This window comes from Flagellimonas pacifica (assembly GCF_900215465.1).
Lineage (GTDB): Bacteria > Bacteroidota > Bacteroidia > Flavobacteriales > Flavobacteriaceae > Flagellimonas > Flagellimonas pacifica.
The window spans coordinates 156,267-171,065 of sequence record NZ_OBEH01000005.1; the positions used below are offsets into that span (position 1 = coordinate 156,267).

Genomic DNA, 14,799 nt, shown 5'->3' on the forward strand with positions numbered 1-14,799 from the left:
CCCATAGTTTACTTTGTCTTAGCACAGGCGTCCGAGGGCCAAAAACAGAACTTGGATTTTTTCCTTTAATTTATCCCTTAATATTCTTAGGGCTTTGGTAAGGTGGCCCTCTACCGTTTTTACGGAGATACCCAAGTGTCTGGCAATTTCTACATTGGTCAAGCCTTCTTTCTTGCTCAAGCTAAATACTTGGTTGCACCTGGAGGGCAGTAGATCGATCTCTTTTTCTACAATCCTTATTTTTCGCTGTATTTCTTCCTGATGGACTTTTGAAACAACATCGTCCAAAGTATCAGCAAAGGCTGTTTCCAGTAAATGGGTTTCTTTTTTATACTTTTTTATATGGTCCAAGAACTTGTTGCGAACTGTTTTGTACAACCACCCTTTAATTAATACACCTTCCTTTAGTTTTTTCCTTTTTTTCCAAAATTTAAAGAATGCTTCTTGGGTCAGGTCTTTTGCCAAAGCTTCGTTACGGCATAAACTTCGGGCGTAGCCAAAAACCTCATTATAATAGCATTTTATGATAATTTCAAAACCTTTATCGTCTATGGCAGAAGCTGTTACTGCTTTGAAATTCGCTTTTTGAAACACAATATCCATAAGCAATTTTAACAAAAAAAAATGTCATTTACGTTTTTTAGGATAAAAAACGAGGGTTTTATAGTATTCGGTCGTTTAAAGGGTATGTATTGGATTTTCTGTAAAATACTCATATGAAAAAAAGGGAAATGAAGATTATCATCCATAAGTTTTTGAACCATACGGCAACGGAGGAGGAGATAGGATTATTGACCGATTGGGCCAAAGAAAACAGATCGGCCTTTCGTAAAGAAGTAGAACTCCACCACTTCATAACGGGGGCTACCGAAAAGGAAAGGGCGGAACATTTGAAAAAAGAACTGTTAGCGAATTTCGATCAAGTGAACATGGTCAAAAGACGGCGTGGGAAGAACGGATTATTGAAATACGCGGCCGTCTTTGTCGGTCTCATAACGTTTGGTGTATATTCCTATTTTATATTGATCGATTCAAAAACGGCAATCCCAACACAAGAAGTAACGATTACTTTGGAGGATGGTTCCACAAGGGAAACCTTGAATGAGGAAACTTCCGGTATAGTTTCTAAATCAAGCACTTACATCGTAGAACAAGAAGGTACTAGAATTTCCTATAAAAAAGTGGCATCCGATCAAAACAGCGGGGGGCCATTAATATACAATACCTTGGAGGTGCCATACGGGAAAAAGTTTCAGTTGGAACTGTCCGATGGAACGGAGGTCTATCTGAATTCCGGATCATCCTTGACTTACCCTGTGGTCTTTAATGAAAGAGGACCCAGAAATGTAGTATTGCGGGGAGAAGCATATTTTACCGTTACCTCCGATTCGTTAAGACCATTTTCGGTAAGTACCGGATTTCTGGATGCCAACGTTTTGGGAACCGAATTTAACGTTTCAAATTATGCTGATGACAACCATGTAAAAATAGTTTTGGTCGAAGGAAGCCTTTCTGTCGATCAAAATAACGTTACAGATGGCCAAGCCCTGTTATTGAAACCAAATCAATTGGCTTCATATTCCGATTCCGATAAGAAACTGGTCGTCGAGAATATCGATGTTAGCAGTTATATTGCATGGAAAGAAGGCGTGCTATTGTTCAAAAACGAAGATTTCCACAACATCACAAAGAAACTTGAAAGACATTTTGATATCGAGATTGAAATCAATGATTTGGGAGTGGGCAAGGAAAGATATACCGGGAGGTTCAAAACTGAAACTATCGAGGAAGTTTTACGGGCATTTCAACGGATAAAGGACTTTGACTATACTGTCAATGAAAAGAAGATAACAATAAACCCTAAAAAATGAACATATGAAATGAATGAATCAAAAAAGAATCAGGGATTGCGCTAACAATCCCATGATTCCAAACAAAGTTAAAAACTGATTGACCAATTTTTAAACTATCTCAAAAGTATGAAAAACACACTATGTAAAAACTATTTTACGCTTAAAATAGACCTGAAAATGAAGATTACCGCGCTGTTTTTATTTGTTGCACTGTTCCAATTACATGCAAACAACGCGTATTCGCAAAAATCTAAAATTTCAATGAATATGGAGGATGCCACGATTGCATCCATATTTGATGAAATAGAAAAAAATACGGATTATAATATCCTGTACAAAAATTCTGTTTTGGACTTTGATAAAAGGATTACGGTAAATGTCGACAAGGTAAAAATCGATACGCTTATGGACCTAATCCTAAAGGATACCAAGGTGTCCTTTGAGGTTAGGCGCAAACTGATCGTATTAGTTGAAATCAACGAGAAACCTGTTTTTGAACCATCGCCACGCTTACTTTCAAATAGCCCAAGACCTTCACAACAAACTATTACCGTGACCGGCTTGGTTACCGACCAGGGAAATGTTCCGTTGGGCGGCGTAAGCGTTGTTGTCAAGGGTACCACCAAAGGTGTTTCCACCAACTTTGACGGGGAGTACGAGATTCAAGCCTCAGAGGGGGATATACTAGTGTTCTCCTATATCGGTTTTGCCAAACATGAAGTGGAAGTAACCCAAAAAACGGCCATCAACGTGACCATGAAGCCCGATTTGATGGATTTGAACGAGGTGGTGGTCACGGCGACCGGTATACGTCGTAAGGTGGAAATGGGAAACTCAATTGCCAATCTCAATGTCAGCGATGATGTGAAGCAACGACCGATCAGTAATGTTTCCGATTTGCTCCAAGGTCAGGCCGCAGGTGTCCAAATTTCAAGTAGTGGCGGTTCGACCGGTTTTGGCTCTCGTATCAGGATCAGAGGTTCCAATAGTGCATCGTTATCCAATGAGCCCGTAATTTATGTTGATGGCGTATTGATCAATAACGAGGCCAATTCCATCTCCTTCGAAACCGGAGGGCAATCTCCCTCTCGTTTGAACGATATCAACCCTGAAGATATTGAGTCCATTGAAATCATCAAGGGGCCATCGGCTGCAACATTGTACGGATCGATCGCGGCTAACGGGGTTATCAGGATCACAACAAAAAAAGGAAAGCAAGGGGAGCCACGATGGTCGGCATTTCTTGAGAGCGGGATAGTCGAAGACGTAACTACATATCCGAAAAACTACCAAGCCTTGGACGCCCAAGGCAATCCTGGCTTCAATTTTGAGGCGGCTGAAGGGACCTTTGTACCAAGTACGGTCAATTCATTTCAGCCCCTGAACGACTCGCGAACCTCTCCTTTTCGCACAGGACAGTCATACGGTGCCGGATTGAGCGTATCGGGAGGATCCGAGGTGCTTACCTATTTTCTTTCCGGTAGTCTCACGGATGGCAAAGGTGTCTTGCCGGTCAATAACATACAAAGAATGAATTTCAGGGGAAATTTCGGCGCGCAGGTTACAGATCGCCTAAAGGTGAACTTTACCACGGGTTATACCAATAGCGATTTAGAACTTCCCTTAAACGATAATTTTGCATTGGCACTCATGAGCCAAGGCTTAAATGGCACATCATCAATTGATATCAACAACGGTTGGGGCGAATTTACGCCCGATGAACTGTTCACCATTGATACACGCCAAAGAATCAATCGTTTTACAAGCGGTCTGGAAGTGCTATGGCAACCCTCGCAGAAATTGAATATTAGGGTTGCCGGCGGGCTTGACCTTACATCGCGTTGGGACAGTCAGTTCTTCCCTACGGGCGAAGCACCCGATTTTCTCAATTACGACGAGGGCGCTCGGTTCTCCAACAGGTTCAATGATTTTGTCTATACCTTGGATGCAGTTGGCTCTTACAAGACCGATATCACCGAGAACATAAACTCCCGCACTTCGCTTGGGTTCCAATTTTTACAGAATTTGTCCGAAGGTACCTTTGCAACTGGTCTGCAGTTGGTGGCCGGAAGCAACTCCATTGCAGGAGCCGCAGTGACACAGAGCAACGAGGAAACCATCGAAACACGAACTGTTGGTGTGTTTTTGGAAGAACAGATCGGATTTAAGGATAAATTGTTCGTGACCGGTGCCGTTCGGGCCGACCGGGGCAGTTCTTTTGGGGCATCGTTCAATTCGGTGTTTTACCCAAAAGTCAGTGCTTCATGGTTAATTTCGGAAGAAGATTTTTTCAACAAGGAAACGAAGTACGGCTTGAGCTCATTGCGCCTAAGAGGCGCATGGGGAGCATCAGGTGTGCAGCCGGGCACCAACGATGCATTACGGTTTTTCAACCCTATCGCCGCGACCCTGGATGGGCAGAGTGTAACGGGGGTCTCAATTGGAAGCGTGGGTAACGCTGATTTGAGCCCAGAGCAGTCAACAGAGCTTGAATTTGGCTTCGATGCCAAGCTGCTGTCCGATAAGATCGGCCTTGAAATGACCTATTTTAACAAACGTACCGAAGATGCCCTTATTTTCAGACAATTGCCGTTGTCCCTTGGGGTCGGTGAAGGACGATTTGAAAATTTGGGCTCCGTAAAGAACTCCGGTATCGAAATAGGGCTGAATACCAGGATCGTCGAGACCGATAAGTTTTTCTTTGGACTGGACATCGTTGGTTCGTTCATCGATAACGAGCTGATAGAACTGGGCGAAGGCATACAACCGGTCATATTCGAACAGCAACGCCATGTCGAAGGTTACCCGCTCGGCGGTTACTGGGACGAAACATATACGTTTAACGACGCCAATGGTGATGGGTTTATAGGGCAAAATGAGGTACAGATTGGCGAAATATCATATTTGGGCACCCCTTTTGCAACGACCGACATCTCCTTTACCCCCATATTGAGCTTTTTTGAAAATCAATTCGTACTGAAAGGGCTTTTGAACTTTCGGGGTGGTCAAAAGCTATACAACAATACTGGCGCATGGAGAAACGGAAACAGTAATAACCGCGAGTTGAACGATCCAAATGCCTCTCTGTCCGATCAGGCAAGGGCGGTGGCATCCAAGTTCCTGGGAACAAATGCCGGGTATATCGAAGATGCTTCGTTTTGGAGACTTCGCGAAATTTCATTGACCTACAATGCCCCTGGTAGCTTTTCGGACAAATTGGGTTTTGACCGGATCAGCCTAACACTTTCCGGTCAGAATCTAGGGGTTTGGACAGATTATACGGGACTAGATCCTGAAATTAGTTCTGAGGGCCAGGCTAATTTCACGACCGAGGAATTTCTTAGTCAACCCCCAGTTCGCTCTTGGAAAGCGAGACTTAATCTAACATTTTAAGAAAATCTAAAACAAGTATTATGAAAAAGCTGTTTAAAATAAAGGCAAAACATGTAAGATGGGTGTTGGGTACTTTTATCTTAATTATATATACTTCAATGAACGTTTCGTGCGATTCGGTCGTAGAAGTGACCGATCCGGATATAGTAACGCCGGAATCGCTGAACAACGAAGCGGGATTACAGACCCTACGCGCAGGTTCCTTGGGCGATTTAGCTGTTGCCATGAGCGGATCGGCGGCGGGGCATGGCGCCACTACGGGGCTTATTGTAATGAGCGGACTTATGGCCGATGAATATGATTATTCTGGCACCTTCCCCACAAGACGTGAAGCCGATACACGAAATCTTCAAAATATCAACACTGATATGAACACGATTTACGGAAACCTCCATTTGGCGAGGGCAGGAGCTGAAACCACTATAGACCTTCTTGCAAATTACGGCGAGGACCCTGAGATTGAAAGTGAGATGCAAAGTATCATTGGCTTTTCGTATGTAATGTTCGCAGAAACATTCTGTGGCGGAGTTTCTTTCAGTAAAGCACCGGCCAATGGTGGCGATTTAATCTTTGGCGAACCCCTTACTACCGAACAAATGTTCACTGCCGCGGTCAGTTGGTTCGATCAAGCACAGACCAGTGCAGGCAGCAGCGAAAAACTGATCAACTTGGCCCGTTTGGGCAAAGCCCGCTCTCTTTTGGGTTTGGGCCAAATAGAAGCATCGGCTGCTGAAGTAGCAAGCGTTCCCACGGGTTTCACATACAATATCGAACAATCCGATAACAGCCGAAGACAAGAGAACGGAATTTACATTATGACTACCGTACGGCGCCAATTTTCCATTGCTGATGGTAAGGGCGACAACGGTTTGATGTACCGTTCCGCGATGGATCCAAGAGTGCCTTGGGACGGTGGAACGGAATTTGGCCAGGATGACATTACCCTCTATTACAACCAACTCAAATTCAACTCGGCCAGTACATCCGTTGCCCTGGCCTCGGGAATAGAGGCAAGGTTGATCGAGGCGGAGGCGGCCGCCAATGCCGATGACGCCGGTACCGTACAGGATATTCACAACGAACTTAGGGCTACAATGGGTCTATCAGATTTGGATCTTACAGGAATTAGCGGCGATGACCTATTGTTGGCCCACTTTGCCGAACGTGCCTTTTGGTTGTTCAGTACCGGACACCGACAAGGGGATCTCAGAAGACTTGTCGATGTTTACGGTATGCCCCCGTCAGAAGTTTTTCCATGGGGAGACTATTTCAAGGGAGGGCAATACAGTCCAAACCTTAAATTTCCCGTGCCACAGTCCGAATCGAACAATCCCAACTATGTCGGTTGTTTAGATTAGGGACATTTTTTGGCAATACCTATAAAGAGGCTTTTTTAAAAGCCTCTTTTTAATTTAATTTTATGACCACCTAAACCGAATCACGCACGTATTTTTATGAGGAAAGAAATTCGTTCTGAAGCTGCTTTGCACAATGGAAATTTTGTTCTGTTATGCATCTTGTTTTTTCTGTCTGGTACCGCTGGCCTTATTTTCCAAGTAATTTGGATGTACCGGCTGGGACTTGTGTTCGGGAATGCGGCGTATGCCACCGCTGCAACCTTGTCCGCTTTTTTTCTTGGGCTGGCACTTGGTGGCCGGTTTTTGGGTAATGCCTCCGCCCGGTTTAGACGGCCCCTTAGGGTGTACGGACTTATGGAACTGGGTGTTGCGCTGACGGCTTTGTTGTTAGTTCCGGGTCTGGAGTTCTATGAAATGCACTATGCGGAGTGCATTTCTTTTTTAGGGAATTCAAAGGGAATTCTTTTGACAATGAAATTTGTTTTCGCGGCCTTGTTGCTTATACTTCCATCTTTTCTTATGGGAGGTACTTTTCCGGTTCTGGCACAGTACATTGGTAAAAATCGTACCGATCTCTCAAGACGGGGAACCGTTTTATATGCCGTAAATACAGTAGGGGCGGCCCTAGGCGCCTTATTAACGGGATTTTACCTTATTTTGGAATATGGGGTAGGACTCACTTACTACTTTGCCGTGGCCTTGGCCTTCTCCGTAGGCGTTCTTGCCATTGTTCTTGATAGCTTGTCAACACCTACCACCATTGTGCAGAAAACAGCAAGGACCGCCATAGGTCGGGAAAAATCTGCACAAGGTCCGTCCAAACTCGGCAACCTTCAGTTTATCATAGTGGCATTTTCTTCAGGAGCGCTCGCATTATCGGTAGAAACGCTATGGACCAAAATGTTCGCCCAAGTTTTACAGAATTCGGTATATTCTTTCGCCGTAATCCTGGTAGTTTTTCTTCTGGCGTTGGGGCTGGGAGGCGTTTTATCGCATCTACTTGTAAGATCAAGAATGGGGTCAAACCGAGTTGTAGTGCTCCTTTTGAGCATAGCAGCGGTTTTGATCGGAATTTCCCCAACTATATTCAGCGCCGCTACGGATGGACTTGAGTATGTGGCAATGGGGGCCTCTTGGCACACTTATGTGTGGACCGTTTTTAAATTGGCTCTTTTGGTCGTTCTGCCACCTACGGTTGTTTTGGGCGCAGTATTTCCGTTCTTGTTGAAAGCGGCTCCGATCACCAATAGGTCGGCAGGCGACATTGTGGGCAGGCTAGTATTTTTTAATTCACTGGGTAGCTTTGTCGGTCCTGTAATTGCAGGTTTTATCTTGCTCGATATCCTGGGGCTATGGAACAGTGTAAAAGTTATTGCCGTTTTCTACGGGGTTCTGGCCGTTTGGGTGTTTTTTTCTTTTTATGGTGAAAAGAAAATTGTTCGGTTGCTACTGCCCATTTTGGTCATTCCGGGAATACTATTCTTGAAAAATCCCCCATTGGTGCGCTTGGAGAACGATGAAAAACTACTGGATTCTTGGCAATCGAGCGATGGGGTCGTGTCCATTGTACGGGAATCCAAAAATATTCAGATGCGCTTGGACAACTTTTATGTACTGGGAGATTCGGAGTCGTTTTTGGTCGAACAAATGCAGGCCCATATTCCGCTCATGATACATCCCGCACCGAAAAGAGTGGCTTTCTTGGGCATGGGCACGGGTATTACCGCCGGGGCAGCACTTTACCATGATGTGGAAAAGGTCGTTGCCGTAGAATTGGTATCCAATGTCATTCCCGCGGCACAACGTTATTTTTCGCCTTGGGCCAACGGGCTTTTCCAAGATGAGCGGGCAAGCTTAGTGGCCGACGATGCCAGAAACTTTCTTTTGGGCACCAATGAGCAGTTCGATGTTATTGTGGGCGACCTTTTTACCCCTTGGCATGCCGGCACGGGAAGCCTTTATACCCTTGAGCATTTCAAGCAAGCAAAAAAGCGGTTGGGCCCTGGCGGGGTTTTTGCACAATGGTTGCCCTTATATCAGCTTACCCCTGAAAACTTCTATACCATTGCCGCCACCTTTGCGGCCGTTTTTCCACGGGTAACACTCTGGAGAGCGGATTTTTCCCCTACCCGGGCCAGTATTGTGCTAATGGGCCAAGAAGCTGGGGCACAGTTGGACGAGAATACGCTGCGCCGCAATATTGTTCATGTAATAGGGGGGCAGGGCGATCCGGGCAAAAATCATATGGGGGGGTTATTTTATTTGGGCAACCTGAACAACATTCGAGATCGCTTATCGAATGTTGAACTGAACACCGATGATAGAAGATCCATTGAATTTAAAGCCCCCATATTAGCACAGCAAGCCAATGCTGGGCGCGCTACTTACATTGTGGGCAAGGAGTTGGAAAACCTGTTTGATGAGATGTCAGATAACTTTTCCCGTGATGACCCATATCTTTCGGGCCTGCCGTCCGACGAAATTAAATTTGTGGAAGTAGGGGCGCTATACTATCGCTATCTTCAACATGTCGGTGAGGGGAAAGACGAGAAGGCAAAAAAAATACGTGACCAAATACGGTCATTGGCACCCGGTTTTTTAAAGGAAGAGAACAAAAACAGTGAATAAACAGGCGCCAAGAAACTTGACAAAACAAAACTAACGCTTAAAAAAACAGTTCAGGGTTTTTTCAAATGTTCCTTTAGCGTTTTAAAGGCATTGGAGATATGCCCTTCTACTGTCTTTACCGAAATCTTCAAATATTGTGAGATTTCTTGGTTGGTCAAGCCCTCTTTTTTGCTCAAAATAAAAACCTCTTTACACTTTTTCGGAAGAATTTCTATTTCCTTTTTCATTTTTTCAATAGCTGATTCCAATTGCGTGGTATCTTCTTGAAAAAAGGCATCTAAAGTATTTGTGGAAAGGGTGTCCAAATAATTCATTTCCTTCGCCTTTATCCTATGCTGATTGATAAATTCATGATAAATGGATTTGTATAAAAAGCTTTTTAATGAGGTATTTATATTAAGAATGCCTTTTCTGGCCCATAAGTTAAGGAACACTTCTTGCAATATATCTTCAGAAACAGATTTTTCCCTGGTAAGATTAAGCGCATATAGGTATAGAATATTATAATATTTATCGACCAAAACTTCAAAGGCCCGCCGATCCCCCTTATTAAGGCCAAAAATCAAGTCATAATCGTCTCCATACTTTAAATTCATATACTCAATTAACAGAGTTTTTACAATATCATAAATATTTATTAAAAAAAACAAGGGTACAAAACTATTTACCCGTCTTAGCATTAGATCTTATCTTTTAAGCATTAAAATCTGGAAAATGATCAATAAAAAAATCGAATCATTGATTTTTAAATATTTGAACGACACGGCCGACAAGGACGAACTTCGAATACTTAGCGACTGGGCCAAGGAAAACGAAGACGAGTTTGCCGAATATGTTCGTATGAACACTTTGATAAGAGGCTCTTTTGAGTTGGGTGACGTGAAAAAGGGGAAAGATGCCCTAATTGCCGCAGTCAAAAGAAAGAGTACTGAATCCTATAGGAAACGAACAACGTTCTTCTTGCGGTATGCGGCATTGTTCATAGCCATTTTTGGTCTGTTGTTTTTATATAAAAACTCTGTTTCAGAAATAGGCCCATCCGTCCGGACGATCTCAAACAGTACCGACGATAGCATCACACTAAAGTTGGGCAATGGAGAGGTAAAGGTCATTTCAGCTCAATCAAATGGGGAGATCCTCACGCAAAGCGGAAAAGTTATCGGAATGCAAAATGGCAATAAGCTTCTTTATGAAGATACCCAGGCGCCAAAAAAACTTGATTATAACGAATTGACGGTGCCCTACGGAAAAATGTTCGAATTGGTTCTCTCCGACAAAACCAAGGTCTACCTGAATGCAGGAAGTACATTTCGGTATCCGGTCACATTCATGGAACAGGGCCCTAGAGAGGTATTTTTAACCGGAGAGGCCTATTTTTCGGTCACCAAAGACGAAAAAAAGCCTTTTGTCGTAAATGCGGGCCAAATAGACATAGAGGTATTGGGTACGGAATTTAATGTATCAATTTACCCAGAGGATACGGCCATCAATACGGTTTTGGTCGAGGGTGCCGTAAAGGTATCGCGATCTGGTGATACGGGCCCATCACATCTACTTAACCCGAATCAGATGGCCGCCTATAACAAGGAAAAGCACATCATGAATGTGAGTGAGGTCGATACCGATATTTATACGGCCTGGAAGGACGGCATTCTACTTTTCAGGGGTACCCCATTCTCCAATATCAAAAAGAAGTTAGAGCGTCATTTCAATGTTTCCATAATAAATAATTATGATTTTTTGGACACTCAAGTGTACACGGCCTCTTTTTATCGGGAAGAGAACATAGAACAAATTTTAAAAGTCTTTCAGGAGGACACGCCGTTTGAATATCAGATCGATAACAATATGATAGTCATCAGTAAACCTCTTTTTGTTAATTAAAATAATGGTAGAACCTAAAACATAAAGGCCAATGAAATGAAGCATTCTTATTAAGTATTTCGAATCGTCGCATAAAAAAATCGGAAAATGCGCGAACATTTCCCGATTGTAAGATGATTCAAATAAAATTATTGAACCATAAATAAACTAATCAAAATTATGAAAAAATTAGTGCTAGGTGCGCTTTTTGCACTAAAAAGAGCGCATAAATTTGACTTGAAAATGAAGATTACAACTTTTCTATTGGTAATATCATTGTTTGAAATTCATGCGAACACATACTCCCAGAACACAAAAATAAGCTTAAAACAAGAAAACGTATCACTTGAAAAGGTACTTGATGAAATCGAATCCCTATCGGAGTTCAAATTTACTTATAACCACAGAAAAGTCGATGTCAACAGAAAAGTATCCATAAATGTCGATAACCAAACCATTTCCGATATTTTAAAAAAGGTATTCTCGGGAACCGATGTTGATTATGTGGTCAGAAGAAAATATATCATCTTAAAAATTAAGAAGGACGTAGAAGTCCAGCCGCGAAAAAAGTCAATTGAACAGCAAATAAAACAGTTATCGGGTACGGTTACCGACAAACAGGGGGTTCCCCTGGCTGGGGTAAATATTGTCATCAAAGGCACGACCAAGGGCGTATCCACCAACTTTGACGGGAAATACAAAATATCGGCATCCACAGGCGATGTCCTGATGTTCTCCTACATTGGTTTTCAGACCACTGAGGTGACCGTTGGTCAGGACGATGTCATCGACCTTTTGATGATGCCGAGCGCCAATCAATTGAACGAGGTAATCCTAACGGCCATCGGGACGAGGCAGCTCAAGGATGAGACCGGGTCCACCAGTTCCTCGGTTCAACCCGAACAAATAGTAAAAGCGGGGGAAGCCGGAGTGATCAATGCCCTTTCGGGAAAGGTTTCCGGGCTTCGTATTGCCAGGCAAAATGGTGACCCGGGCGCAGGCTCAAATATCCAGATCAGGGGAATTAATTCCATTGAGGGGGATAGCAATCCCCTTATTATTATAGATGGTATCCCGGTGAGCAACGATTCTTTTGATGATGACGGTGTCGGGGGAAGTACGTCCGTCACGCAGCAATCAAGATTAAATGACATTAATCAAAACAACATTAAGAACGTACAAGTGCTTAAGGGTGCCTCGGCGGCAGCCCTTTGGGGCTCACGGGCTGCCAATGGGGTGATATTGATCACCACCAAAGGGGGGTCGTTCAATAGGGCACCCACCTTTACCTATAGCTCCACCTATTCGATTGACGATATATCGGTAAGGGTTCCCTTACAGGATAAATTTGGACAGGGACGAGGGGGCGTAAGGGCCATCAATAGAACCGAATCCTGGGGGGACCGGATTGCGGATAGACCGGGGGGTGCCGATGAACTGGATACTGCCGGAGAGTATTTTGTCACTGACTCGGGAAATTTATACTATCCGATCGTCAGCAAGAATTCAAGGGAAACCTTTATTGACAAGAATTTCGATGCGGTTTTCAGAACAGGGACATTTCTACAGCACGATTTTTCCGTGGGTGGGGGCGGGCAAAAAGCCTCTTATTTTTTTAGCTATGGGATACTGGAACAAGACGGTATTGTGAAAAATGCGGATTATAACCGCCAGAACATTAGGTTGAACACCAAGGTAAATTTGACCGACTGGCTCGACGTAAGGAACAATGTGGCCTATACCTTTTCAAAATCCAATAGGATACGCGGGGGCGGAAGCATCACGGGACTATATATTGGCTTGTTGCGAAACCCTGCCGACTTTGATATTGGCGACCATATAGGCACCTATGTGGATGGGGATGGGGACGTTTTTCAGAACAGACAGCGGTCATATCGCAACCAGATCGGGGCATCGAGCAATGCAGGCTATAACAATCCGCTATGGACCATTTATGAGCAACGTAACGAAAGTAGGGTCAATCGATTATTGATGACCCCTGAGATAAATATCAGGGCACTGAACTGGCTTGACTTTACCCTACGGGGGGGCTTGGACTATTACTCGGATGAAAGGTTACAGTTTCTCCCCATAAATACCTCGGGAGGCGCAAGATTCGGGGATTTGAGGTCGACGGTCGCCGTAAGCAAGGAATATAATTTTGACCTGCTTATGAAAACAAAGCACAACCTTACGACCGACATTAAGGTGAACACCACCCTGGGATTTAACTTCAATAATAGAAAAAGAGCCACGACAACCACAAGGTTGACCCCTTTTGTTGTCGATTCAAGACAACCGATCGACGATTTGAACCCGGACGACGCGGCCACAAGCTGGAATAGGTTTTTGAGACAAATACGGACCAACAGGGGCTATGCGCTCGTTAATTTTGGACTGTTCGACCAATTGTTCATCAATGCTTCCGCCTCTCTCGAGGCGTCTTCCACCATAGAGGGGTCCTTCTTTTATCCATCGGTGGATTTGGCATGGCAGTTTACCGACCTTTTTGAAAATGATGAACAGTTTTTTGGAAAATTTCGCGCATCATGGGGAAAGGTAGGGATACAACCGGGGCCTTACCGATTCGAGACACTGGCAACGACCAACTTCGCCGATTTCGGTGGTGTCTTTGAAGTTTCCGATGTTCGCGGAAACCGCAACCTAAGGCCAGAGATCAAAACGGAATATGAAATTGGAGCCGATCTACGGTTTTTTAAAAACAGGTTGAACCTCGGGGTGACCTACTATGAGAACGAAATAGACGATATCCTGTTCGAGGTCAAGACCAATCCGAGTTCGGGCTTCAACAATAGCTACCGGAACGCGGGAATTATTGAGAACAAAGGCTGGGAAATCGACCTTACCGCAAAACTCATCGAAAAAGAGGACTTTTCACTTTCCTTTAATGCAAATTTTAACAACAACGAAAATTTGGTGGTCGATATATTCGGGGCGGAGACCGTGGATATTGGAGGAACCTCCAAGGCGGTCAAAGGGTTCCCGATGAGTTCATTTTGGCTTCCCGGTTCTGTTCTCAATGAGGAGGGTACCCGTGCCCTTGACGAAAACGGGTTTCCTGAAGTTGACACCGAAAGGCGTGTCATTGGGGATCCAAACCCTGATTGGAGGGGTGGCGCAGGCATGCAGCTGAACTTCAGGGGATTCGATTTTAGTTTCCTGTTTGAACATTCACAAGGCGGGGATTTTATCAATCGCGGAAGGATTGTCATGTACGGCTTCGGTACCCATGCCGATGTGGGCAATGAAATTACGCTAAGCGAAGATTTGGTGAATGTCAATGGCGATGTTTTCACCACTGGAACCACGGTTAGGGGGAATGTCACTGATTTTGGAGCGGGCAATGTCCTGCTCGATGAATCATATTACCGGACCAGGGGAGGCGGACTTGGTTTCAACAAATTGAACGACCTCTATATAGAGGACGCCACTTGGACGAAACTTAGGAACGTAACCTTGGGTTATACCTTCGATAGAAATAGATATAAAAACCTGCCTTTAAAAAGTTTAAGAGTGGCCATAACAGGAAGGGACCTTATTTTATGGACGGATATCATCGGTTCAGACCCGGAAACCAGTTATTATGGTATCAGCAATGCCTCCGGTCTCGACTATTTCACCAATCCATCGACCCGATCTGTGCTATTCAATTTGACAGCTACATTTTAAACTACGAACACTAA

8 protein-coding genes are annotated in these 14,799 nt (G+C 44.1%); 6 read left to right on the top strand and 2 right to left on the bottom strand.

The window, feature by feature from the left end:
* Positions 1-18 precede the first annotated feature (18 nt).
* Positions 19-603, bottom strand: a complete 585-nt coding sequence (locus CRO15_RS15610) for an RNA polymerase sigma factor (RefSeq protein ID WP_097046791.1) — start codon at positions 601-603, stop codon at positions 19-21.
* A 113-nt stretch (positions 604-716) separates the two neighbouring features.
* Here CRO15_RS15610 and CRO15_RS15615 point away from each other — a divergent pair, with 113 nt between their 5' ends.
* The 4 genes from CRO15_RS15615 (at position 717) to CRO15_RS15630 (ending at position 9,232) form a co-directional block, all read left to right on the top strand.
* The gene (locus CRO15_RS15615) at positions 717-1,871 is read left to right on the top strand and encodes a FecR family protein (RefSeq protein ID WP_097046792.1); all 1,155 of its coding nucleotides are present in this window, start codon (positions 717-719) and stop codon (positions 1,869-1,871) included.
* Between the two features lie 108 nt (positions 1,872-1,979).
* A complete protein-coding gene (locus CRO15_RS15620; protein WP_097046793.1) occupies positions 1,980-5,246 on the top strand; it encodes a SusC/RagA family TonB-linked outer membrane protein in 3,267 nt (1,088 codons plus the stop codon).
* Positions 5,247-5,266: 20 nt separating this feature from the next.
* Positions 5,267-6,604: a RagB/SusD family nutrient uptake outer membrane protein gene (locus CRO15_RS15625; protein WP_097046794.1), complete on the top strand. Its 1,338-nt coding sequence runs from the start codon at positions 5,267-5,269 to the stop codon at positions 6,602-6,604.
* A 96-nt stretch (positions 6,605-6,700) separates the two neighbouring features.
* Positions 6,701-9,232, top strand: coding sequence for a fused MFS/spermidine synthase (locus CRO15_RS15630; protein ID WP_097046795.1), 2,532 nt, complete (start codon positions 6,701-6,703; stop codon positions 9,230-9,232).
* A 50-nt stretch (positions 9,233-9,282) separates the two neighbouring features.
* Here CRO15_RS15630 and CRO15_RS15635 read toward each other — a convergent pair whose 3' ends face one another.
* Positions 9,283-9,828, bottom strand: coding sequence for an RNA polymerase sigma factor (locus tag CRO15_RS15635; protein ID WP_165769976.1), 546 nt, complete (start codon positions 9,826-9,828; stop codon positions 9,283-9,285).
* A gap of 118 nt (positions 9,829-9,946) precedes the next feature.
* Here CRO15_RS15635 and CRO15_RS15640 point away from each other — a divergent pair, with 118 nt between their 5' ends.
* A complete protein-coding gene (locus CRO15_RS15640) occupies positions 9,947-11,116 on the top strand; it encodes a FecR family protein (protein ID WP_097046797.1) in 1,170 nt (389 codons plus the stop codon).
* Positions 11,117-11,275: 159 nt separating this feature from the next.
* A complete protein-coding gene (locus CRO15_RS15645) occupies positions 11,276-14,785 on the top strand; it encodes a SusC/RagA family TonB-linked outer membrane protein (protein ID WP_097046798.1) in 3,510 nt (1,169 codons plus the stop codon).
* Positions 14,786-14,799 lie beyond the last annotated feature (14 nt).

What these genes read in the sequence shown, in the direction of transcription:
- CRO15_RS15610 (WP_097046791.1), bottom strand. Translation starts at nt 603, where the DNA reads ATGGATATTGTGTTTCAAAAAGCGAATTTCAAAGCAGTAACAGCTTCT.
- CRO15_RS15615 (WP_097046792.1), top strand. Translation starts at nt 717, where the DNA reads ATGAAAAAAAGGGAAATGAAGATTATCATCCATAAGTTTTTGAACCAT.
- CRO15_RS15620 (WP_097046793.1), top strand. Translation starts at nt 1,980, where the DNA reads ATGAAAAACACACTATGTAAAAACTATTTTACGCTTAAAATAGACCTG.
- CRO15_RS15625 (WP_097046794.1), top strand. Translation starts at nt 5,267, where the DNA reads ATGAAAAAGCTGTTTAAAATAAAGGCAAAACATGTAAGATGGGTGTTG.
- CRO15_RS15630 (WP_097046795.1), top strand. Translation starts at nt 6,701, where the DNA reads ATGAGGAAAGAAATTCGTTCTGAAGCTGCTTTGCACAATGGAAATTTT.
- CRO15_RS15635 (WP_165769976.1), bottom strand. Translation starts at nt 9,828, where the DNA reads ATGAATTTAAAGTATGGAGACGATTATGACTTGATTTTTGGCCTTAAT.
- CRO15_RS15640 (WP_097046797.1), top strand. Translation starts at nt 9,947, where the DNA reads ATGATCAATAAAAAAATCGAATCATTGATTTTTAAATATTTGAACGAC.
- CRO15_RS15645 (WP_097046798.1), top strand. Translation starts at nt 11,276, where the DNA reads ATGAAAAAATTAGTGCTAGGTGCGCTTTTTGCACTAAAAAGAGCGCAT.